Source organism: Salinicola lusitanus, assembly GCF_038648475.1.
Taxonomy (GTDB): Bacteria; Pseudomonadota; Gammaproteobacteria; order Pseudomonadales; family Halomonadaceae; genus Salinicola; species Salinicola lusitanus.
This window is the reverse complement of record NZ_CP151919.1, coordinates 3,234,575-3,256,128: the sequence shown is the minus strand read 5'-3', so window position 1 is coordinate 3,256,128 and position 21,554 is coordinate 3,234,575. Positions and strand designations below refer to the sequence as shown.

20 protein-coding genes are annotated in these 21,554 nt (G+C 48.1%); 2 read left to right on the top strand and 18 right to left on the bottom strand.

Annotated features, from left to right (window positions below; all coding sequences use genetic code 11):
- Nucleotides 1–80: 80 nt before the first annotated feature.
- Nucleotides 81–1,097 (bottom strand): phytanoyl-CoA dioxygenase family protein, encoded by a 1,017-nt coding sequence (locus AAGT95_RS14670; protein ID WP_342594307.1) that lies wholly within the window; start codon nucleotides 1,095–1,097, stop codon nucleotides 81–83.
- Between the two features lie 447 nt (nucleotides 1,098–1,544).
- On the opposite strand from AAGT95_RS14670, the gene AAGT95_RS14665 reads away from it, so the two are divergent.
- Nucleotides 1,545–2,570, top strand: a complete 1,026-nt coding sequence (locus tag AAGT95_RS14665) for a hypothetical protein (RefSeq protein ID WP_342594306.1) — start codon at nucleotides 1,545–1,547, stop codon at nucleotides 2,568–2,570.
- An 81-nt stretch (nucleotides 2,571–2,651) separates the two neighbouring features.
- Here AAGT95_RS14665 and AAGT95_RS14660 read toward each other — a convergent pair whose 3' ends face one another.
- Both AAGT95_RS14660 and AAGT95_RS14655 read right to left on the bottom strand, forming a co-directional pair.
- The gene (locus AAGT95_RS14660) at nucleotides 2,652–3,404 is read right to left on the bottom strand and encodes a heparin lyase I family protein (RefSeq protein ID WP_342594305.1); all 753 of its coding nucleotides are present in this window, start codon (nucleotides 3,402–3,404) and stop codon (nucleotides 2,652–2,654) included.
- A gap of 102 nt (nucleotides 3,405–3,506) precedes the next feature.
- On the bottom strand, nucleotides 3,507–4,673 hold the full coding sequence (locus AAGT95_RS14655; protein WP_342594304.1) for a nucleotide sugar dehydrogenase: 1,167 nt from the start codon (nucleotides 4,671–4,673) through the stop codon (nucleotides 3,507–3,509).
- Between the two features lie 281 nt (nucleotides 4,674–4,954).
- On the opposite strand from AAGT95_RS14655, the gene AAGT95_RS21670 reads away from it, so the two are divergent.
- Entirely contained in the window at nucleotides 4,955–5,221 is a 267-nt protein-coding gene (locus AAGT95_RS21670) for a transposase (RefSeq protein ID WP_425356028.1), read from the top strand.
- 306 nt (nucleotides 5,222–5,527) lie between these two features.
- Here AAGT95_RS21670 and AAGT95_RS14650 read toward each other — a convergent pair whose 3' ends face one another.
- The 15 genes from AAGT95_RS14650 to cysQ all read right to left on the bottom strand — a co-directional run bounded on the left by AAGT95_RS14650 (nucleotide 5,528) and on the right by cysQ (nucleotide 21,495).
- Nucleotides 5,528–6,265: a hypothetical protein gene (locus AAGT95_RS14650; protein WP_342594303.1), complete on the bottom strand. Its 738-nt coding sequence runs from the start codon at nucleotides 6,263–6,265 to the stop codon at nucleotides 5,528–5,530.
- Nucleotides 6,266–6,291: 26 nt separating this feature from the next.
- Nucleotides 6,292–7,278 carry a hypothetical protein gene (locus tag AAGT95_RS14645; protein WP_342594302.1) on the bottom strand — a complete coding sequence of 329 codons (987 nt, stop codon included), beginning with the start codon at nucleotides 7,276–7,278 and terminating at the stop codon, nucleotides 6,292–6,294.
- Between the two features lie 16 nt (nucleotides 7,279–7,294).
- Nucleotides 7,295–8,005: a hypothetical protein gene (locus tag AAGT95_RS14640; protein ID WP_342594301.1), complete on the bottom strand. Its 711-nt coding sequence runs from the start codon at nucleotides 8,003–8,005 to the stop codon at nucleotides 7,295–7,297.
- Complete coding sequence (locus tag AAGT95_RS14635; protein ID WP_342594300.1) at nucleotides 8,002–8,895, bottom strand: glycosyltransferase family 2 protein; 894 nt, start codon at nucleotides 8,893–8,895, stop codon at nucleotides 8,002–8,004. The genes AAGT95_RS14640 and AAGT95_RS14635 overlap by 4 nt, the downstream gene beginning before the upstream one ends.
- A 5-nt stretch (nucleotides 8,896–8,900) precedes the next feature.
- Complete coding sequence (locus tag AAGT95_RS14630; protein WP_342594299.1) at nucleotides 8,901–10,112, bottom strand: glycosyltransferase; 1,212 nt, start codon at nucleotides 10,110–10,112, stop codon at nucleotides 8,901–8,903.
- Nucleotides 10,113–11,417: a glycosyltransferase family A protein gene (locus tag AAGT95_RS14625; RefSeq protein ID WP_342594298.1), complete on the bottom strand. Its 1,305-nt coding sequence runs from the start codon at nucleotides 11,415–11,417 to the stop codon at nucleotides 10,113–10,115.
- Nucleotides 11,418–11,432: 15 nt separating this feature from the next.
- Nucleotides 11,433–12,422: a chain-length determining protein gene (locus AAGT95_RS14620; protein WP_342594297.1), complete on the bottom strand. Its 990-nt coding sequence runs from the start codon at nucleotides 12,420–12,422 to the stop codon at nucleotides 11,433–11,435.
- Nucleotides 12,423–12,561: 139 nt separating this feature from the next.
- On the bottom strand, nucleotides 12,562–13,491 hold the full coding sequence (locus AAGT95_RS14615) for an ABC transporter ATP-binding protein (RefSeq protein ID WP_342594296.1): 930 nt from the start codon (nucleotides 13,489–13,491) through the stop codon (nucleotides 12,562–12,564).
- Between the two features lie 35 nt (nucleotides 13,492–13,526).
- The gene (locus AAGT95_RS14610; RefSeq protein ID WP_342594295.1) at nucleotides 13,527–14,264 is read right to left on the bottom strand and encodes an ABC transporter permease; all 738 of its coding nucleotides are present in this window, start codon (nucleotides 14,262–14,264) and stop codon (nucleotides 13,527–13,529) included.
- Between the two features lie 159 nt (nucleotides 14,265–14,423).
- Nucleotides 14,424–16,163 (bottom strand): polysaccharide biosynthesis/export family protein, encoded by a 1,740-nt coding sequence (locus AAGT95_RS14605; protein WP_342594294.1) that lies wholly within the window; start codon nucleotides 16,161–16,163, stop codon nucleotides 14,424–14,426.
- Between the two features lie 138 nt (nucleotides 16,164–16,301).
- Nucleotides 16,302–16,661: a DVU3141 family protein gene (locus AAGT95_RS14600; protein ID WP_162302617.1), complete on the bottom strand. Its 360-nt coding sequence runs from the start codon at nucleotides 16,659–16,661 to the stop codon at nucleotides 16,302–16,304.
- Between the two features lie 475 nt (nucleotides 16,662–17,136).
- The gene (gene cysN / locus AAGT95_RS14595; RefSeq protein WP_342594293.1) at nucleotides 17,137–19,044 is read right to left on the bottom strand and encodes a sulfate adenylyltransferase subunit CysN; all 1,908 of its coding nucleotides are present in this window, start codon (nucleotides 19,042–19,044) and stop codon (nucleotides 17,137–17,139) included.
- 78 nt (nucleotides 19,045–19,122) lie between these two features.
- Nucleotides 19,123–19,467, bottom strand: coding sequence for a four helix bundle protein (locus AAGT95_RS14590; RefSeq protein ID WP_342594292.1), 345 nt, complete (start codon nucleotides 19,465–19,467; stop codon nucleotides 19,123–19,125).
- 148 nt (nucleotides 19,468–19,615) lie between these two features.
- Nucleotides 19,616–20,524, bottom strand: coding sequence for a sulfate adenylyltransferase subunit CysD (gene cysD, locus AAGT95_RS14585; protein WP_342596538.1), 909 nt, complete (start codon nucleotides 20,522–20,524; stop codon nucleotides 19,616–19,618).
- Nucleotides 20,525–20,667: 143 nt separating this feature from the next.
- On the bottom strand, nucleotides 20,668–21,495 hold the full coding sequence (gene cysQ / locus AAGT95_RS14580) for a 3'(2'),5'-bisphosphate nucleotidase CysQ (protein WP_342594291.1): 828 nt from the start codon (nucleotides 21,493–21,495) through the stop codon (nucleotides 20,668–20,670).
- Nucleotides 21,496–21,554: the final 59 nt, after the last annotated feature.

The window sequence follows — 21,554 nt, the reverse complement described above, 5'->3', positions numbered from 1 at the left end:
GAGAAATCCCGCGCCCAGAAACGCAGAAAGCAACCCGAAGGTTGCTTTCCGAATTCCTGCACTAGGTGGCGAATCGAGGACTACAATCGCCGCTGATCGATCACATGCCAGGACGACTGCCCACCCTTGGACGCGGCTTTCGCATCTTCCTGCCGACGCATGCGTTGAAGCACCCGGTACTGAAGCCGATTGAAGTAGTCGAATCCCAGCCCCGGCAACGGCAGGAAGGGGTTGGTCCGGCTCATGCCCCACAGCGCCAGGCGTGAACTACCCGGCTCGGCGTTGCCCCGGGCATGGACGCCGAAGGTATTGGCGATGAGCAGCGTATTGGCCTTGACCCGAAATGGCCGTGGACCGCCCTCGCCCAACCTTTCGGCCTCTTCCTGGCTGACCCGGAACGAGCCCCGCGCCGTGTAGCGATCCGCGTGCTCTTTCGCACGCAGGCTCATCTCATACTCCCACTTCAGCCGCTCACGATGCGGTCGATTGGAGCCCGGCACGAACACGAACGGGCCATTCTCGTCGGTCACGTCCTCCAGGTAGAGCCAGAACTTCATGGTGGGCTGGAAGGTATCGACGTGCAGGTTTTTCTGGGGGTCGCGCTCGGTCACGCTATCCCGGCTACCGTTGTGCACGTTCTCGATATGACAGATCGGCAAGCGGGCATGTCCGGCGCAGTAGCGGAACAGCCGCTTCAACGCCGAATCTCCCAGCACCGCCTTGACCGTCGGTAATTGCTCGACGACTTCCGGCGCCAGCAGAATCCGGTGGGTATTGGTATCGCCCTGGCAGCACTCCCGAATCTCGCCTTCGTAGGCACCGATCTCCTGGATCAACGCCTGGAACTGCTGATCGGAGAGATAATTCTCCTTGAGCACGTAGCCGAAACGCTGGAACTGCTGCCGGTCCAGCTTGGGCACTCCCGGCGCCAGCATTGCCATGCGCAGCCGAGACATCCAGTACGCCGACCAGACCCGAGCGGCATGCAGGCCGTAGCGATTCAGCCGCTCGCTGCCCAGCAGCGGGTTGGCCTTGAACGACTTGGCCCCGGTGAACAGCTCACCAAACCAGATGGGATATCGAGTCCATGATTTCATTGAAATATCTCCAATAGCGGAAGCCGGACTCAAAAGATAATTTGACTTATCTTACTCATACTACACAGCCATTCACGATGATTGCGCTAAGACATGCTTGATTATAGCGCAATCTAACCTGAGCCGGACTTAGGCAGGCTAGCAACAGGAACACCTCTAGAAACTAGCCAATTTAGAAGAGTCATGCCATTAATTACACGTTATCATTCTCTGTATTCGGCATTCGCTCTACCCCTTTTCCGGCGTAAAGGTAAAATATGACTCATATTGCAGCACACTTCGCCATGCAACTCTATCAAAAATTATACAAAACAAGAAACCAAAACCCAACACCGAATTTCAAAATAAAACACAGTTATAGTAATCAGAAACCAGTCAAAAGCCCGCATGAGTAGCTTTGCACGCAATGACACGGTATAGTAAGCATAAACCACATAGGAACTCTAAATGCCTGATATATACATACATGCAGGTGCATTCAAAACCGCCACAACAAGTTTTCAGTTACTAATGAATAAAAATAAAAATAATCTCCTAAGTGAAAACGGACTTTTATATTTAAATACAGGCCTTAGAAAAAACTTAGGCTCTCTCGACGAATATTCAATGGCGCATCACACATTGTTTCACGCATCTAGAGCGGCTGAGAACGGGCATCACCTCAAACATCAGCAATTCAAAAAACTAATAGAAGAAGAAATTTTTGAGAAAAAACCTGACTCAGTAATAATCAGTACGGAATTGCTTACATCAGCAAACATCACCTTGATGAAGCAATTCATAAACTTATTTCCTAACAAGAACATAAAAATAATCTACGCTTATCGACGACCTGATCTTTATATCGACTCCATGAATAACCAGCTGCTAAAACAAAAAGGAGATATAAAACAGAAAGTAGCTTGTCCGTTCATTAGTGACTTGAAAAAATGGGCTCATCTTGTGGGTGAAAAAAGATTGATTCCTATCTACATGGAGAAAAACAGCAACAAAAGCTTTGCAATCGAAGTCCTAGAAAAAATAACAAAAAAACCAATTAAAACTTACCTTGAACCCCAAAAACAAAATGAATCCATAACTTTAAAATCGATGTTCTTTATAAAGTCACTGCAATCGATAATAAACTATTCCAGGCTATCTTCAGAAAACAGGAAACTGCATCGTGCTCTTCTTGAGTTACAAAATAAATTAATACATCAACACCAGAATTCCGAAAAACTAATAACAATATCCCTGGAAGAAAGGGAAAAAATAATCGAGGAAGCTATAAAAGAATTAAATTATGCAAGGAAAGACTTGAAACACACCAACTTTAAGCAATACTACCAAGAACTCAATACATTCGACCTGAATATAGAGCCAAACATCAACCTTGGAAAGAAAATTCACATTAGTAATGAAGATAGGGAAAGCTTTTACAATTGCTTATCTTCACCGATTGTCAAGCGATGCTTAGAAAAAGGTTACCTGTAATGCAATATATTCTAGTCAATGCGAAATGCCACATAAAAACCACTCTCAACTTCAAAATAAATATACGATTCATAGAAGCATTTAAAAACTAACGGAGCGAAAGCTGTCGCCTATTTTTATGTTCTTATATATGGTAGAAAATTGACGACCTGGCTCAGATTTCTTATAAATTCCAAACTTCAACCGATACCAATCGTTCACGCCCGGCTCTGTAGAAAACCCTATTCTTCCTTGCCATTTACTAGAAATCTTATGGCCTTTCCATACTTCCATCCAGCCAGTGCCATCTGAGTTGACCTGTATCCCAAGCACAATATGATGCCACTTTCTTGGCTGAAGATTTATGGTAGAAATTGTATTACCTCGTGGGTTATTTGGCCCGCGAACCATTATTGAAGCAACATGAGACTGCCCTCTTTTCATTCTCAATCCTGCGATAGGAGGGTTTTTATTTCCTCCTTGCCAAAATTGAAGAAGATAAAAGAAATCATCAGAGACATCGCTATCACGCGGCACTTTTATTTCGAAACCTACATAATAAGGTCTGTCCAAATAAAACGGTTTAGAAGTAGCCGCCAACTCAGACCGATCGCGATCACTGGAACCTTTTGTTGACACTCTAAATAAAATGCCTTGATTTTTGATCAGTTTCGGGCTCAGTCCCGCTCCCTCACACTTACCTTGAAAAGGAATTGCAGTGCCTTTAAGATTGCCTCCAGAACCCATATCTGAATTACACGAATCAGCTCTCTGGATGAAATACTGATCGGCTCCATTAGAAAATGTCAATGGCAAAAATACTAAGATCGTTGCCAGCACGAATCGTAGCAACATATGCACGGCCTCTAGAAAGCTAATCAAAAATAAAACATATAATCAATGGCTCAGAAACCCTAATCAATAACCCACCCTATAAAAATCGTTGATAATAAAAAATTAATCTCCGCCGAACAAATCTCGTGTATAAACCTTACCACACGAGTCCAACAGCTCATCTGTCATCCGGTTGGTTAGTATAATATCGCTGCGCGCTTTAAAGCTATCTAAATCTGTAATCACTTCGGAATTATAAAAAAGAGCATCATTGAGTACTGGTTCATAAACAATGACCTCAATGCCTTTTGCTTTAATACGCTTCATAATCCCTTGGATAGCGCTCGCGCGAAAGTTATCAGAACCTGCCTTCATGACCAGCCGGTAAATACCAACCACCTTTGGCTTTCGACTTATCACTGAATCAGAAATAAAATCTTTCCTAGTCCTATTTGCTTCAACAATAGCCCCAATTAAATTGTTTGGGACATCCTTGTAATTCGCCAAAAGTTGTTTGGTGTCTTTTGGCAAACAATAACCACCATAACCAAAACTTGGGTTATTATAATGCCTCCCAATTCTTGGATCTAAGCCAACACCCTCAATAATCTGCTTAGAGTCTAGATTATGCATTTCAGAATAGGTGTCCAGCTCATTAAAGTATGCCACTCGCATAGCAAGGTAGGTATTAGCAAAAAGCTTAATAGCCTCCGCTTCGGTGCTATTTGTTAAAAGAATCTCCACATCTTTTTTGATAGCCCCTTGCCTTAATAACTCCGCGAATACGCTAGCTCTTTCAGATCGCTCACCAACGACTATTCTTGACGGATAAAGATTGTCGTATAAAGCTTTCCCCTCTCTAAGGAATTCTGGAGAAAAAATTAAATTTTGAGTATTAAACATCTTAGAAGCTTGTAAAGTATAACCAACAGGCACTGTTGATTTAATGATCATGACAGCGTCAGGATTGATCGAAGTGACCTGTTCTATTACTGACTCAACGCTTCTTGTGTTAAAAGAATTTGTCACAGGGTCATAGTCAGTAGGTGTGGCAATAACCACATACTCCGCGTTTTCATAGGCCTCTTCAGCGACCAACGTTGCATGAAAAAGCAAGTCTGAACGCGCAATAAACGCTGAGATTTCCGTATCTTCTATCGGAGATTTACCTTGATTCAACATCTCTACTTTTTCAGAAACTATATCTACAGCAACAACCTGATGATTTTGTGCCAATAACATAGCATTAGACAACCCAACATACCCCGTACCTGCAACAGCTATTTTCAAAATTAGATTCTCCTAAACATCGTGATTAAAAAATAAAACCGATCATAGCTTAAAACCGACAAAAAGCCAGGCTAATGCTTTGAGCAATGCAAGTGTTCTTAGGAAAAGTCCGCCCCCCAAACCATCCGTTTAGTTATAAACATGTAAACACATATCCAAAAAAACAATATCCTAGTCTTTGCCCCACACATGGCTAACGCTGGGCGTGCTTCGTGAGCTACATAACTTAGAGCACGTTTCAAAACCTTGAAAACAAGCTCCCTCATTTATAGCTTGGGGGCATGATTTCGAAGATTGTTTCCTACGAGTTATGGGCCGTCGTTGAGCCCCTGTTGCCGGAGCCCAAAGTGGATTCTCGCGGCGCCAGGCCTCCGATATCCAACCGCGCCGCCCTGACTGGCATTATCTTCGTCCCGCGCTCGGGGATCCCTAGGCGCATGCTGCCGCGGGAAATGGGATGCGGTTCGGGCGTGGCCTGCTGGCGTCGATTGCGGGACGGGCAGCAAGACGGTGTATGGGAGCAACTGCATCAGGTTCTCTTGCAATAACTGCATGGCGCCGACCGCCTCGATTGGTCACGAGCCTGCATGGGCAGTGCCACCCTGTCAGCCAAAAAGGGGCATGACGGCGAGCTGTTTCACCTGAAATGGTTTACCTTTGAAGGTCCATGATCACGGCACTTAACCCACGCCTTGATGGATTTTTGTTGCTCGCTCTATCCGCGGTAACTACACGACAGTTTGTGCCATCATGTGAATTCGAGCCTGCTCTATAAATCGTCAAGTTGCATTATTTTCGTCGATAGACTCAATCGAAAAATCGAAACTCAAAAACCTTTATTTAATCAAAATAACTCAATCCAAGAATTTTCTGTGAAAGTGTCTAGCCTTATCTAAATCACGTTTCTTGGGGCTACGAGACCATAGTTTAGAGTTGAGAGAACCGTATATCGCTGGGCTGCCCCTCGCCCAAGAAAACCTTGGAATATCTGATACAATAAGAGAACCATACCCTAGGACACTGCAAGATCCTATAAAAGAAGTTTTGAATATTTTAACATGCTCACCAACCCAAACATGAGGTTCGATAAGTAGTCTTGAAAAGGCCGTTGTAATTTCATTTGTTTCTACATCTAGAAAACAATGTCCGGAGTGGGTACGTATATTAACATCGTGCCCAAACATGACATCATCTCCAATCAATACTCCTGGGGAGGATATATTTGCCTTCAAATTCCAAGAGGAAACTCCCCGCCCCACTAGAAATACAGCGTCTTGGTTTAAGGTGACCTTTCCGCGAAATTGATGCCATTTAGAGTTGTCCCCAAGAACAGCAATGCTCCCTCCCCCATTAAAATGAATCGACAAACTACTATCGTAACCTCTTCCAACAAAAATTACGCTTTCACTGCGAGCATATAAATTATTAACTGTAATTTTAGGAAGCTTTTCCTTATTCTTTGCAAATATTCTCACTCCCGGGGTCTCCGGACAAAAAACTTCAGAATAATTATCGGGAGTAAAATCAAGTCCTTCACAAGACTGCCCAATCTCACTATCAGTAAAGACGTCAAATATTTTGTCAAGATTCATCACATGCCAACCAAAACTTTCAATAGCTATAAAAATTTTTTAATTAGATCGGTAAATATAGACTCATTAAGCCCCGAGTATACCGGAATAGAGTCACTTAATGGTTTATCAATCAGGTTTCTAGTATCTCCGTACAGATATTTTTCGGATAACTTACGGTTTGAATCTTTGTATGAATTTAGAAAAAGTTTGCGCTGGGCATCTTCTATCCAATAAGACTTGGACTTCCCATGACTTTCTGCAAACTCGCTATTATAAAGAAGCATATCTCCTTTTATCCGATCCAACGTTTCCAAACATAAAGGAGTACCATTCAGGATTCTTTTGAATTCAACTAAATCCGGATGAAATGATTCGTTTTCTTTGGCTGGACTCACAACTTCTTCAGAATCTAAATCGTACCCGAGCTTTCTAGCGAAGTTTAATTCTAAAGGCCCCTGCGACGCAAGATCATCAAAATCAAAAACATGAATCTTTTCGAAATAGCGTTGCCAAAGAGCAACATTTTTATAATAATCGAAATATGAGGAATATTCTTTCAAGAAGCTTGAAAACTTTTTTGAATATCTATTTACTTTCACGTTTTCTTGAAATAGTGAGGCCGCGAATAAGTCCTGTCGTCTAAAAACAAAAATAAGCTCGGTGTCGTTTCCAAAAAGCTCTTTGACCCTTTTTATATAGAGCTCTTTCCCTTTCCATATATTTTGACTACTCGATTTACTGATATAGTGTCGATAAAAAGGTTCTGCACTAATAAGTACATTTGCGCTTTCGCCGTACTTTTCTTTGCATCTCTCAACAAAACGCCTAGCGTCCGAATATACCAAGTTTTTACTCTTGCCCGCCAAAGCATGGGCGATCTCATGATGCGCATATCGCTTGCTTTTATTTATAATGTTGAAATTGGGGTAGACCAGCCCCTTATTTTCTATCAGCTCTTGGTTTTTCCTGAAAAATTTTTGTATGGAAGTAGTACCTGTTTTATGCGTACCAACATGCAGTAAAAAGGACATTATATGTTCTCAAAAGTCATTTGAATGAGTTTAAAAAATTACTATCTTTTAATCCAACACTATTACTCAGGAATGAATAATAAAAAGCTTTAGTTAATGAATCCACTTCTGCGTTGATAGCATCACTATTCTTTTCAATATCCAACATGACGTTTGACGCTAGTATTTTTTTCTCTATCGTTTCATCGGCTGCGTTAACAGCTTTTTTGTCACAAAATGCTCGGTAGCGGGATACCAGTAAGTTTCTAGTGAAATTAACGTTCATTATTCTATAGATATCCGAACTATTTGAAACTACAAAAGACTCATCAGCTATATGTCCAAGACTAGCGTCAACTTTAACGCCGTACAACTTATTTACCATATACCCCAATGAGAGTTCAACAAGGCGAATATTCACAAAGCTTGATTTTAAACTCTCTATTAAAGCCTTTTGTTGTTCTAAAGAGAACGTCAGAAATCTTGGAACCCAAAAAAAAACAGCTTCTCCGTCGACATATTGTTCTACAACAAACTTTGCAAGTGCCTTCTGTTTATTTTCCTCATTTAAGAATGAATGCATTAAAAAATCATGATCGTAATTCTTATTCCTAGGATGAAGCCACTTTAAATCAGCATGCTGATACGATATCCCAGTTTCGTTGCTTAAAAAATTGGCAATAGAATAGCCTGAACTGCACTCACTTCCAACGGTATATTGGTCATAAAAAACCACGTTAATACTCACAACTTTACTCCTTTGTTTTTAACAACGGAATAAATAAATCTACTTGGATTCACACATGCCGCCTTAACTAACATCCTACATGTTGTTGCTGGATCGTTGTTATTCTGAGCAAACCTAGCGGAGTGTATCTCAATATCATATTTTCTATTTTTCCTAAATTTACTACTGAAGGTGCCATAAACATGAGAGTGTTTTCTATATATGTAATTATAACAGCCATGTATTTCTTTAGCATCTCTTCCTATATCAGATTTGTGGTAAACACATAAAGGAAGCTCAGTCCGAGGCTTTATTAGAAGCCCACCATTAGAAACAAATCGAATGAAATAGTCTAAATCCTGAAGCCTAGGAAGTTTTTCGTCAAAATATCCCACATCTTTAAACGTGTGGCTTTCGGCGAGAATCGTCCAAAGATAAGATCTTAATTTCTGTCCTACCAAAAGATTTTTCATTTGATCATCATTGATTTCTTGTTGCCTTTTTCTCTTACGCCCAAAGTTCCATTGCCAATCGTAGTTACAAGTGCTCCAGACAGGACTCCCGTTTTGCCTATATATAGCCCGATATAGGGAATCAAATTGCATCTTTATTTTTTGCGGATACCATTCATCGCCAGCATCGAGCCAAGCAGTGTAGGACGACTCGATAGCATCAAGTAAAACATTACGAGTTCTCGCTCTACCAATATTGTTTTCATTTTTGATCAGAACAATATTCTGATGATTGCCAATAATGGTTTCAAGCATGTCTAAGGTCTGATGAGAAGATCCATCATCGCATATGACAATCCTCGGGTTACCACGCCAAGTTTGAGACTCAATACTGGCGAGCGACAGACTTAAGCCTTCCACATCCTCGTAGTGTGGGATTAATATATCTAGCAAACTCACTGTACCTACACCTTTTGAAGTTGATCAAGTTCGGCAATTAGCCGTTCCCATTTTTGGTAGTATAAGGTCTCACTGAATTCTTTAACTGAATCTGAAGCCTTATTTGCTAGAGTCTCTCTCATCTCGTCATCTTCAATCAAGGTAGAAAGGCCTTCAGCTAGGTTTTCAACCTCTTCTTCACCACTTTGCCTAGAGAGCATCAAGCCATTGAATCCATCTTTTACATACTGGTTGACACCATCACAATCTTGAAACGCAACAACAGGCACTCCCCGTGCAAGGCTTTCAGCTACAGAGAGACCAAAACCTTCATATTTTGCTGGATGGCAAAATATTTTAGCTTCATCGTAAACGCTTTTCACATCTTCTACATGCCCCTTTAAAATAAAGGATTTACTCAATCCTAATTCCTTTATTTCAGATTCAAGTTGCTTACGAAGTGGACCTGTACCATATATTTCTACGCTCCAACTAGGATGCTTCTTATGTATTTTTGCCCAAGCATGAATCAATACCCCATAATTTTTTACCGGAGCGAGCCGCCCAATACCTACAATTAAGTTAGATTTCTGCTTTACTTCATCTTTTAAGAAAAAGTCGTCTGGAACATAATTCTCTATCGTTCTAACTTTGTGCTTAACAGAGTCTCCGAACCAATTTCCAAATTCGTCGAAAAGCACGTGTATAATATCGGCTTTCTTTATTAACACCCTTCTAAGGTATCGATCTAATGGGTTTTGACTCCAACGCTCCGGGTTGCCATAGTCTTGTTGCGGCACATTATGATTGGTACAAATAGTCCGGACGTCAGTACCTCTGGTCGCTACTAGTACTGGAGTGTTGGCGGAAGGTAAGAACGAGATAGCTATATCGGGCTTTCTCCCTTTAAAGAAACGTTTTAGTTGTAGAATAAAATCCAACTCAGCCCCTATAAAATCTAAAGGCGAAAACAAAAAATTCTTTTTTTTATAGCTAGCAGGAACAAGCTTTTGTGAAAGCTTAGTTAAAAGCGATCTATTTTTAAATGGAACAAATAAGTTTACGACATGTACTTTTGAATCCATGCGATAAAAGGCTTGTTTATAATTGGACTCGTATATAAGGCAAGAAACTTGATGTCCATGCTGTGCCAACTTATTGGCCAACTCACAATATAGCCTTTCAGCACCACCGCTCCGATTATTTAGGAGCCTTATAATAACTGCGATCTCCGCCATTTAAGCAATACCGCTCTGTTTGTTCACTTTCATACCATTTGGGATATAAAACGGTACGTTCATTCCTTTTTCGTACTTCAGCATATCAGGCGTATCACGATGTCGCCGATGCCATGAGTACCAAGACTCCCAGTAAATGCGTCTATCAGGGTTATCAAACCTTCCAGAATAACCAAACTCGCGAGATGCGGTTAGAGAGTCATTTCTACGCGTAGCATATGTCAGAGGCAGCCTTATTTTATCTATCGACTCCTTTCCAAAAGCCGTTTTTATTCTATGGAAATACTCATTATCTGCGCCATGCATAATCTCGTGAAAAAAACCAATTTTTGAAATCACTTCTTCACGCAACGCAAACATTGAACCTATATTCAGCCGAACTAAAGGCCAAACTTTCCTGTCGGAAACGTGTCCACCCTCATTAATTCTAAACCATTGCGACATCGTACAGATTAGCTTTTCATCTCCAGAGCAGTGCTTTAAAAGATGCAACCTGATTCTTTCTGGATGAGCGTAGTCATCACCATCTAGAAATGTAAAAAATGTGCCTTTGGCGACGGACAAAGCATTATTTCTTGCTATGTATGGACCAGATTGACAATCATGAGTAATTACGCGAATCCTGCGATCTGCGTAACTTTTTATTTTTTTTAGGGTGTCATCTTCGCTAAAATCGTCAACAACTATTATTTCGATGTTCTTGTGGACTTGATTTAAAAGAGACTGCAAGCATCTATCAATATATTTTCCGACATTTCTTGCGGGCACTATTATTGACACAAGCAAATCTTCTAGCCCCTCCATTTTATATTCGCTAGCTTGTTTCTTTATTTCCAGATTAGTTATTTTAACCAAATTTAAAAATTTTTCGTCAAAATCATTGACATCAACCTGATTCTCTTTGACCAAACTCAAACTAGCGCGATCTTCTATTGTGTTGTTTTTCTTACATACTTCCTCAAGGTTAAATGCACATTTTTTACCTGTATGATTTTCAATTGCGATTTTTGCGATCCTAGAGCGGCTTTTACCTATTGTCTTTTCATACCTTGAAAGAATATCTAACGCCTGTTCAGGGAAGCTTTCCGCCACAAGATATATTATGTTCACCTTACTATCTTTTGATAGATATTGATAACCCAATCTATCTAAGCGGCACGTAGCGCGCCGCCCATACAACATAATGTCATGCTTAATTCTATTAAAAAGTGACGAACCCTTTTTCGACATGCTTTTTGCCGTATAGTAAAGCTCCGCCTCAATAGCCTCATCATATTCGGTGGGCCTTTTATTAAACCCATTCATAACCATCAAAACACCTCAATCACGATGATCGCGTATAATTAAAACAAGCATATTAAATATCAGAGTAACAAATAGTGCGATAACAGAAAACACAGCTATATTGTATAGCCGCTGAGGCTTTTCAGGATATTGCGGCAAAGTAGGTGATTGTAAAATAGATACTTGTTTCAGTTTCCGAGCAGCTTCGATACGAGTATTCTGCAGAGCTGAAAGCGCTCCAGAGTAGCTATCTTGGGCAAACTGCGCCTGAAGTTGGAGCGTCTGGTACTCAGACGAAATAGAGTTCAGCGCATTGCCGGCCTGCCTTGCAACACGATTACGCTCTTTTTCAATCTGCTGATTAAGAGCATTTATCTCACTATTGACGCGCATCATTTCTGTTGAACGGGAGCTTTGATAGCTAGAAAGAGCCGTCTTTCGTGCTCTCGCTACCGCTAATTGACCTTCCAGAGTTGCTACAACTGTGTTAATATTCTCCACCGTATTTGTAGGCGAAACTAACCCATTTTCATTCTGATAATCCAGCAACGCTTGTCTTGTGTTGTTAAAATCTTTTTTAAGAGCATCAACTTGAGTCTCTAAAAATCTGACCTGTTCTTCTGCTAAACGCCGCCCCATCTCATTCATATGGCGTTCACCCATACTAAGTAGTAATTGTGAAATCTTCCGCGCTTCTTCAGGCGTAAATGCCTCTACATTAATCCTTAGCACACCTGCGTAGTCATCCAGCTCAGCAGATACGCGTTTTAAATAATAATCATGGAGTTCCTCTAGAGGAACATCCTGATTACCAAGGCGGCTAAAAAAATCTCCATGTTGTGAATAATGTTTTCGAAAATCAGCTTCTTCTACCAAGAGCTGAAGCATATCCATTGAAAGCAGATAATCACGGAGCAGTAGCATATCTGCTGTATTTGCGGATCCGCTTCCAGAAAGTAGCGCACTGAAGTTTATCTCGGGTGTGGATATTTGAGGGCTCTCTAACACGACATTTGCATGAGACACGTATCGATCACTAGCCCAAAATGACCAATAAAAGGCGACTACGAAAATTAGTGTAAAGCAGATAACCCAGTGAGGATATCTTTTGATGAAGTTTATCATAGGTATTCCAAACAAAGATTTTAAGCGAATATCTTACCGGCTAGATGGATGCATTTTGCTTAGAGATACTATCCTCGTTTTCCAGCTTCTCAAGCTTTGAGATAAAATCCTGATGGACAGCCAACTCAGCTTTTAACTTTTTAAGTTCCGGCTTTTCTGTGCTTAACTCATTTCCCGTGCCAATATTAGAATTTTCCAGTTTTTTTATCCTGTCACGAAGAAGTTTTGCTTCGCTTTTATACAACTCTAATGATTTTTTTTCAGACGTTTTAATAGTGGTTTTTTTTGCCGTTTTGGGTTTGTCTGACTTGATGTTGTATGCTTCGTGGTAAGCTTTTATCGCGTCTTTGATATCGTCGTACCAAACGGCCTCTCCTTTGTCCAAGAAAATACCTGCTTGGCACATTTCTTTTAGAATGCCCTCACCATGAGAAACCATGATCAAGCTGGCCTTGGAAACTCTATCTGCAAAAGCTTTCTTAGCTTTGGCCTTAAATGCTCTATCGCCGACCGCTGTTGCTTCATCGGAAAGATACACGTCAAAATCAAATGCCAGTGACAAACCAAACTGCAGGCGTGCGCGCATGCCCGACGAATAGGTTTTTACGGGTTCGTCAAATGCTTCGCCAATTTCAGCGAACTCCTCGACTTGCTTTATTATTTTAAATGCATCTTTGCCATGATTATGTATGCGAGCCACAAACTTGACATTCTGGCGCCCTGTCATCGAACCTTGGAATCCGCCACCAAGGCCTATGGGCCAGGAAACCTTGCAGAGTCGGCGGATACTTCCTTTATCAGGCGAATCCATTCCTCCGATTAACCGGAGCAACGTCGATTTACCAGCTCCGTTACGTCCAACAAGCCCGACGCTAACATTTCTGGGTATTGACAAATTAATATCTTTCAACACCCAATCACTACCGTGATGGTTATGATATCGCTTATATAGGTTACTAATTTCGATCATAGACAACACTAACAGGCGCTAAGCGCTCATCCGGTTTATCGAGCTTTGAGTCGATCTTGGAAGCGAAGGTGAAGCATCAAACCCAATGTCATCATGGTCAACGCCCAAAACCATAAATATATTAAACTAATACCGTCAAGGCTATGGTAGCCGGCAAAAAAGTTTAGCCTCAAGCTTTCAAGCCCATGTACTATCGGGTTGAAAAGGACGTATTGTTGATATTGATGTGGGATATAATTCAAAGGAAACAAAACCCCGGACAGTATCAACAATGGCAAACTTAGCAACTTAACGACATTGCCAATTTCAGACACCAATGACGCTGCTGCCGAAAACAGCACTCCAGCTCCTAACCCCAACACCCATAATGAAAGCCAATCAAAAAATGCTTCTAATGGATAAGAGGGCATTAGATCAAATTTCATCAAACCTCCCAGCCCAATAAAAAGCATGAACACGAAAGACTTCAGTACAAACTCTAAAAACCCCCGTACTATAACAGTATCCACGGGTTTTACTTGTCTATAAGTAAATAGTCCTGAATTAGCATCAACTGCGCCCAATAGCCGCATCAAGTTTTCTCTGAAAAGAGTAAAACCCATCATTCCAACAAGAACCCAAGGAATAAAATCGGCGCCGGCGACATGACGACCGCCTGAAATTAGCCCCCGTATTGCTACCATGATACCGACAACGGCCATTGGCTCGAATATCATCCAGAACCAAGACATACGATCCGCCATGGTCCTTGCGGTCATCTCGCGCATAAACATGGCATGCCACACATTCCAGGTGACACCCCAGGATTCACGGAGATCAGTCAGTAGAGACTTTGATTGAGACATAAGCGTTACCGCTGATAGCGCAGTGCGCTCGGGAAAATCGCAAAACCGCATGAGTCGCCTTCGACTCATGCGGCTCCATGGAGGCGTTTAAAGATCCAGTGCAACCTTGGTCGCCACGGCCACTTGATAGAGGATCTGCGTGATGCTGGTCGCGAGCTCGATGTTGCTGGTCGGCGCAGCCGGCAGCACCATAATCTCGTCACCGGCGCGAACGTCGGTATCGCCGGCACGAATGACCGCACCGTTGCGATGCACCACTAGCACCTGGTCGTCATCCGCGCGCGGCGTAAAGCCGCCGGCCTGGCGGATGTAGTCCTCAGCACTCATGCCCGGCGTATAGACCATGGCTTGGGGAATCGTCACTTCGCCACTCAGCAGCACGGAATCCGAGCTTTCCGGGATGGTGACCACGTCGCCATCCTGCAGACGGATATCGGCGATGCTGTCGCCACGGGCAACGACCAACCGACCGGTGGGTTTGGTCTGGCGTGCCTTCTGCACGAAGCGTTCGATCAGCTCAGCCTGGCGAACCTGGATCTCGCCTTCGCCGGTAGTCCGCGCCGGATAACCAAGATAGGTCTGCTCCAGCCGGTCCAGGCTCTCGTTGAGAGATTCCGTCTGTTGCTCGGCGACACTCTCGCGGCGGATAGAGACATCCCGATAGCTGGTCATGCTCTTGGGCACGCTGATCGCGTTGAGGAATTCGCCCAGGTGGGCGTCACGCGGCAGCACGTAGCGTGAAGGGCCGTAATAGCTCCCTTCGACCTGCACCACGATGCTCTCGCTGCGCTGGTCGGCGCTGAAAACGACCTCGTCACCACGCCGTACGTTGGCGGTGCGGAACTCGTTGAGCGTCAGGTAGCGCGCCAGGGGGCCATCCGGGCGGTCACCGCGCAGCAACACGTGGGTCACACCTGAACGCAGGCGCGCCAGGTTGATCACGTCGCCACCAGTCAGGGCCTCCCCTGCCAGCTCGTAGCGGAACGGCCGTTCGACGTCGCCCACCACCGCCACGGCCGGGCCGCGCGCTTCGACCACGATGGTGTCGCCATCGCGAAACTGGGTCTGCGGCATGTTGCCGTTGATCAGGAAGTCGTAGAGATCGATGGTGTCGACGGTACGGCCACCGCGCTTGATCGCGATCTGGCGATAGCTGCCCAAAGCCTGGTCGATACCACCGGCCTGGTCGAGAAAGTAGAGCATCGAATCGCTGGGCGTACCGGAGTATCGGCCGGGATTCTTGACATAGCCGGTCACGAACACCCCTACCGGCTGAACGCCCTGCAGGTTGGTATAGACCTCGACGTTTTCCGGGTAGACCGACTTGATCGCCGCGGTGACGCGGGAGTTGAGTTCGCTGTTGGAGGTGCCCTGGACGTTGAGCGGCCCGATCCCCGGCAGGAAGATGTTGCCCTGGGAGTCCACCGTCAGCACGCTCTGCATCTCGGTGCCGCCCCAGACGCGCAGGTTGATCTGGTCACCCGGCTTGATGGTGTAACCGGGGTTCAGGCCATCCGCCATCACACCCCGGAATCCGCCGGTAAACAGGTTGGCGCCGAACGGAGGTAGCGTGTTCGGATCGACCTTCTCCTGCTGGCTCGGATCGACGGGGCCGTAGTTGGAGCTACTCCAGTTGGCGCGGGGTTGATCGTCGACTGGTTGCTGCTGACCGTTGGCCCCGGGGGCCTGGGAGGTCATCGACTGGGCCTGCTGATCCTGCGGCACGATACTGCCGGACCCGAAGGATTGCGCGTGCGCCAGACCGACGTTCAGGCACGCTACCGCCACCAGGCACCCGGCCCGGAAAAACGATGCTGCATGTTTCATGCAAGACTTCCTGTTGTGTTCACACGGCTCGAGGCCTGCTTTCAAACGGTTCGATGCACGATCAGGCGGTCCGACAAACAACCTGACTGATCGAAAAACGATACACGCGGAGGCAGGCACCAAAGCAGGGGATTTTTGTTACCGAGTGCTGGAGCCTGCCAACACCTGCGTGACCAGACGCTGGGCGTACCAGCCGTTGTCCTTCACGAGACACGCCACTTGCGCGCGCTGGGCAGTCTGGGGCGCGCCCTGCCTGGCAACGTCCAGATGCGCGCAGAGTCGGCCGCTGGCCGCGAAGTAGCGCTCCTGGACGATAACGGAGACATTGGAGCCCCACGGGCTCTTGGGAAAGGCGGAGATACTGCCTGGCGTGGCGTTGTCGAGAAAACTGGAGATTTCGGGGCCCAGGGCTGCGGCGCCCTGCATGGTGCCGACATTGTTGCCACCGTAATGGCCCTGCGATGCGCAGCCCGCGAAGGTCACGGCCAGAGCCCCCACCGCTAACCACCTTCCGAAGCGGCTGCAGCCGGCGGAAACCCCGTTGAAAACGTTTGGCATGTTGTCTGTTTAACCTGATGGACGAAAACACTGAAAACCGGTAAAGCAGCCGCCCCCCTCGGCGGTCGCTTCCGGTGGATTGGCCTGCTGTCGCAAGACACGCCGGCGCTCAGTGTGGTCTCAGGAAACTTACCTGCAGCACCATCCCTGATGCGCTCGTGAAGCGAACTGAAGTCAGGCCGAATCCATAGCCTAATAACCCCACGATTGTATGGTGCCAGCAAGGGCTTGCCTACAACGAAAACGGTGCATCTCTAGGCGTGGAGGTATTGCGGACGTTACGTTACGTAACTATTTAAACATGAGTTCCTTCAGCCATCCATGGCAAAAGGCTTGCACATCAACGGGTAAGGCCCGCTCCCAACGTGTCGGAGGGGCCTATTACCGAATGCAAGATGACGCTCGAGACGCGGCACTAGCCGATGACGTTCAGCCGCTTGAGATTGCTGATCAGCGTTTTCGCCACTTCTTCGATGGAGAGCTCGCCCGCATCGATGACGATGTCCGGGTTCTCTGGCGCTTCGTAGGGAGAGCTGATACCAGTGAAGTCGTCGATCTCGCCGGCTCGCGCTTTTCGATAGAGCCCCTTGGGATCACGCCCCTCGCACACATCCAACGAGGTATTGACGAAGACTTCGATGAACTCGTCGCTGTCGACCATATCGCGTACCAGGTCACGGTCGCGCTGGAACGGCGAGATGAACGAGACCAGAGAGATCATGCCGGCATCGACCATCAGCTTGGCCACCTCGCCCACGCGGCGAATGTTCTCCTGACGGTGATCGTCACTGAAGCCCAGGTCGCCGCACAGCCCATGGCGAACATTGTCGCCATCCAGCAGATAGGTGCTGTAGCCCATGCCGAACAGTTGGCGCTCGAGCGCGTTGGCGGAAGTCGATTTCCCCGCGCCGGAGAGCCCGGTGAACCAGATGATGCACGGCTTCTGGTGGTTGCGCTCGGCCCGGCGCTGCTTGGTCACCGCCATGTCGTGCCAGACGATGTTGCTGGCGCTTAGCGTGTCGACCACCATGCCGGCACCGACCGTCACGTTGGTCATGCGGTCGATGATGATGAAGTTGCCGGAGTGCGGCGAGCGCACGTAGGGGTCCAGCGCCAGCGGCTGCTTGACCTCGATCTGGCAGCGCGCAATACCGTTGAGCGGAAGATTCTCGGCCTGATGCCGTTCCAGCGTATTGACGTCGGTCTGGTGGATGATCCGTGCCACGCGACCGCTGACGACGCTGGTGCCCGCCTTGAGCTCGTACTCGCGCCCGACTTCCAGCGGCGTATCGTGCATCCAGACGATGTCCGCCGTGAACGCCGTAGTCGGCTCCAGCTTGCTATCCGCTGTCACCAGCATGTCGCCACGGGAGATATCGATCTCGTCTTTCAGGGTGACGGTGATCGCCTGGCCGGGATAAGCGGCTTCCAGTTCGCCATCGTAGGTGATCAGGCTCTCCACGCTGGAACTCTTGCCGGAGCCGAGCACGCGAATGACATCGCCCGGGCGGAGAATGCCGGCGGCCAGCGTGCCGCAGTAGCCACGGAAGTTGAGGTTGGGCCGGTTGACGTACTGCACCGGGAAGCGCAGATCCTCGAGGTTGCTGTCGTGCTTGACGTCGACACGCTCCAGCAGCGGCAGCAGCGCTTCGCCGCCGCTCTTCGCATACCAGCTCATGTTCTCGCTGGGGTTGACAACGTTGTCGCCCTCCAGCGCCGAGATGGGCACGAAGTGCAGGTTGGCATCGTTGAGATTGGTCGAGAACCGCTGATAGTCGGCGACGATCTCGTCGTAGCGCGTCTGGGAGTAGTCGACCAGGTCCATCTTGTTGATGGCGACGATCAGATGGCGGATGCCCAGCAGCGAACAGATATAGCTGTGGCGCCGGGTCTGGGTCTGTATGCCATAACGCGCATCGATCAGGATGATCGCCAGGCTCGCGGTGGAGGCCCCGGTGGCCATGTTGCGGGTGTACTGCTCGTGGCCCGGGGTATCGGCGATGATGAACTTGCGCTTGTCGGTAGAGAAGAAACGGTAGGCGACATCGATGGTGATGCCCTGCTCCCGCTCCGACTGCAGGCCATCCACCAGCAGTGCCAGATCGACCTTGTCGCCGGTCGTCCCGCTGGTCTTCGACGCCTGGGTGATCGCCGCCAGCTGGTCTTCGTAGATCATCTTGGAGTCGTGCAGCAGCCGCCCGATCAGGGTCGACTTGCCATCGTCGACGCTGCCGCAGGTGATGAAGCGCAGCAGGTCTTTCTGCTCGTGTTCCTTCAGGTACTCGCTGATGTTATCGGCGATCAGATTCGATGTGTGTGACATTGGGCAAACCCCGCTAGCTGTAAGCTGTAAGCTGTAAGCTGTAAGTTCCCCCACAGCCCGCCGCTTCCAGCTCTAGATTCATTCGTTATCCAGAGTGACTATCAACCCATTGAGCATCGAAGATATCTCTCGGGTTTCCTGTAACCATCGCTGGCCTTGCTGATGTTCGATATAGCCGATTTCCATGCCGATATAGACCTGAGTACGCAACTCGGCACAAGAGCCTCTGGCAACGACCAGGAAGTGGCGTTTGTCCTTGCTGGTATACCGGCTCATGCCCTCGGCAATGTTGCTAGGAATGGAAAGTCCTGAACGTGTGACCTGGTCTCGAAAGCCAAAATCACGCAAGGATGAAAAGGTCTTATAGAGCTCAGCTGACAAGCGTGCCGAGCGTTTCCAAACCTGCAATCTCTCAAAATTCATGATTCCGCTCCCAGCCGTAAGCTAACGAAAAGCGCTTTTACCTGCAGAATCAAAAGGTTTTGGCTCTTGATTTTTCTTACAGCTTAAAGCTTATGGCTTACAGCTGGTTCTCTCCCGGCTTCCAGCTTCCTAATTCGCCTGAGGCGAATTAGAAATACCCCTCCCGCTTCTTCTTCTCCATCGAGCCCACCTGGTCCCGGTCGATGGCGCGGCCGGAGCGTTCCGAGGTGCGGGTCAGCAGCATCTCCTGGATGATCTCCGGCAGCGTGGCGGCCTTCGACTCCACCGCGCCGGTGAGCGGGTAGCAGCCGAGCGTGCGGAATCGCACCCACTTCTCTTCCGGCACCTCGCCGGGTTCCAGCGGCAGCCGGTCGTCGTCGACCATCACCAGCATGCCGTCGCGCTCCACCACCGGGCGCGGCGCGGAGTAGTAGAGCGGGACGATGGGGATCGATTCGAGGTAGATGTACTGCCAGATATCCAGCTCGGTCCAGTTGGAGAGCGGGAAGACGCGGATCGATTCGCCCTTGTTGACCTTGCCGTTGTAGAGGTTCCAGAGCTCCGGGCGCTGGTTCTTGGGGTCCCAGCGGTGGTGCTTGTCGCGGAAGGAGTAGACCCGCTCCTTGGCGCGGGAGGCTTCCTCGTCGCGCCGCGCGCCACCGAAGGCGGCATCGAAGCCGTACTTGTCCAGCGCCATCTTGAGCGACTGGGTCTTCATGATGTCGGTGTACTTGGCGCTGCCGTGGTCGAAGGGGTTGATGCCGGCGGCGCGCCCCTCCTCGTTGATGTGCTCGATCAGCTCCATGCCGACCTCCGCAGCCATCTTGTCGCGGAACTCGATCATCTCCTTGAACTTCCAGGTGGTGTTGACGTGCATCAGCGGGAACGGCGGCGGGCCGGGATAGAACGCCTTGCGCGCCAGGTGCAGCATCACCGAGGAGTCCTTGCCGATCGAGTAGAGCATCACCGGGTTGCCGAACTCGGCCGCGACCTCGCGGATGATATGGATGGACTCGGCTTCGAGCTGCTTGAGATGGGTCTGGCGTTCGGGGGTCATTTCCATATCGAGTGGTCCATTGAATCGGGGGTTAGTTACGCAACGGGAAGCTGAAAGCCCGAAGAGCGCCGCTTCGCGGCTGGAAGCTGGAAGAAAAGCCCGGTCAAAAACGGGTACTGGAGACTTCTTCCAACCTCCAACTTCTAGCTTCCGGCACTAAGCGCCGAACTCAGCGCATCGCGCCAACGGGAGTCGCTCTGCCCACAGACGATGAAGAAGGGGTTGAGCGTGCTTTCCTGCTGGTTGCAGCGCAGGGGTTCGAGGGTTTCGGCGTCGAGCACCTGGCCGCCGGCGGCGGTGACAACGGCCTGGGCGGCAGCGGTGTCCCATTCGCAGGTCGGCGCCAGACGCGGATAGAGATCGGCTGCGCCTTCGGCAACCAGACAGAGCTTGAGCGAGCTCCCCATGGAGACCCGTTCGTGGGCCGGCAGCCGGGCGCAGAAGGCTTCGAACGATTCGGCGCCGTGGGAGCGGCTGCCGACGATCAGCCAGGGTTGGTCGTCCGCCGCCGGCAGGTCACGCACGCGAATCGGCCGTTCGCCGTCAGGGGTGATCTTGAACGCGCCGCTATCCGCATCTCCCCACCAGGTCATGCCGAGCACCGGCGCATGGACGATGCCGAAGCGCGGCACACCGTTCTCGACCAGTGCCACGTTGAGCGTGAACTCGCCGTTTTTCTTGATGAACTCCTTGGTGCCGTCCAGCGGATCGATGAGCCAGTAGCTCGACCACTGCCGGCGGGTTTCGAACGGGATCGCATCGCTCTCCTCGGAGAGCAGCGGTATCTCCGGTGTCACGCGCTGCAGTAGCGCGGTCAGCGCCCGGTGGGCGGCCATGTCCGCCTGGGTCAGCGGGCTGTCGTCGGCCTTGGTTTCGACGCTGAAATCCTGGGCGTAGATCTCCAGCACCCGTTCACCGGCGGCGACGACACCAGAGAGCAGTTCACGCCTGATGACTTCATCGATTTTCATTCCATTCCTTTGTCTGTCGTTGCGGACTTCCGGTCCGAGTTTGGATCGGACGCTACCTG

Excerpts from the sequence above, each read along its gene's own strand:
- AAGT95_RS14605 (WP_342594294.1), bottom strand. The coding sequence starts at position 16,163 with ATGAAACATGCAGCATCGTTTTTCCGGGCCGGGTGCCTGGTGGCGGTA.
- AAGT95_RS14625 (WP_342594298.1), bottom strand. The coding sequence starts at position 11,417 with ATGAATGGGTTTAATAAAAGGCCCACCGAATATGATGAGGCTATTGAG.
- AAGT95_RS14670 (WP_342594307.1), bottom strand. The coding sequence starts at position 1,097 with ATGAAATCATGGACTCGATATCCCATCTGGTTTGGTGAGCTGTTCACC.
- AAGT95_RS14590 (WP_342594292.1), bottom strand. The coding sequence starts at position 19,467 with ATGAATTTTGAGAGATTGCAGGTTTGGAAACGCTCGGCACGCTTGTCA.
- cysQ (WP_342594291.1), bottom strand. The coding sequence starts at position 21,495 with ATGAAAATCGATGAAGTCATCAGGCGTGAACTGCTCTCTGGTGTCGTC.
- AAGT95_RS14610 (WP_342594295.1), bottom strand. The coding sequence starts at position 14,264 with ATGTTTATGCGCGAGATGACCGCAAGGACCATGGCGGATCGTATGTCT.
- AAGT95_RS14650 (WP_342594303.1), bottom strand. The coding sequence starts at position 6,265 with ATGAATCTTGACAAAATATTTGACGTCTTTACTGATAGTGAGATTGGG.
- AAGT95_RS14630 (WP_342594299.1), bottom strand. The coding sequence starts at position 10,112 with ATGGCGGAGATCGCAGTTATTATAAGGCTCCTAAATAATCGGAGCGGT.
- AAGT95_RS14660 (WP_342594305.1), bottom strand. The coding sequence starts at position 3,404 with ATGTTGCTACGATTCGTGCTGGCAACGATCTTAGTATTTTTGCCATTG.
- cysN (WP_342594293.1), bottom strand. The coding sequence starts at position 19,044 with ATGTCACACACATCGAATCTGATCGCCGATAACATCAGCGAGTACCTG.
- AAGT95_RS14665 (WP_342594306.1), top strand. The coding sequence starts at position 1,545 with ATGCCTGATATATACATACATGCAGGTGCATTCAAAACCGCCACAACA.
- AAGT95_RS14615 (WP_342594296.1), bottom strand. The coding sequence starts at position 13,491 with ATGATCGAAATTAGTAACCTATATAAGCGATATCATAACCATCACGGT.
- AAGT95_RS21670 (WP_425356028.1), top strand. The coding sequence starts at position 4,955 with ATGATTTCGAAGATTGTTTCCTACGAGTTATGGGCCGTCGTTGAGCCC.
- cysD (WP_342596538.1), bottom strand. The coding sequence starts at position 20,524 with ATGACCCCCGAACGCCAGACCCATCTCAAGCAGCTCGAAGCCGAGTCC.
- AAGT95_RS14645 (WP_342594302.1), bottom strand. The coding sequence starts at position 7,278 with ATGTCCTTTTTACTGCATGTTGGTACGCATAAAACAGGTACTACTTCC.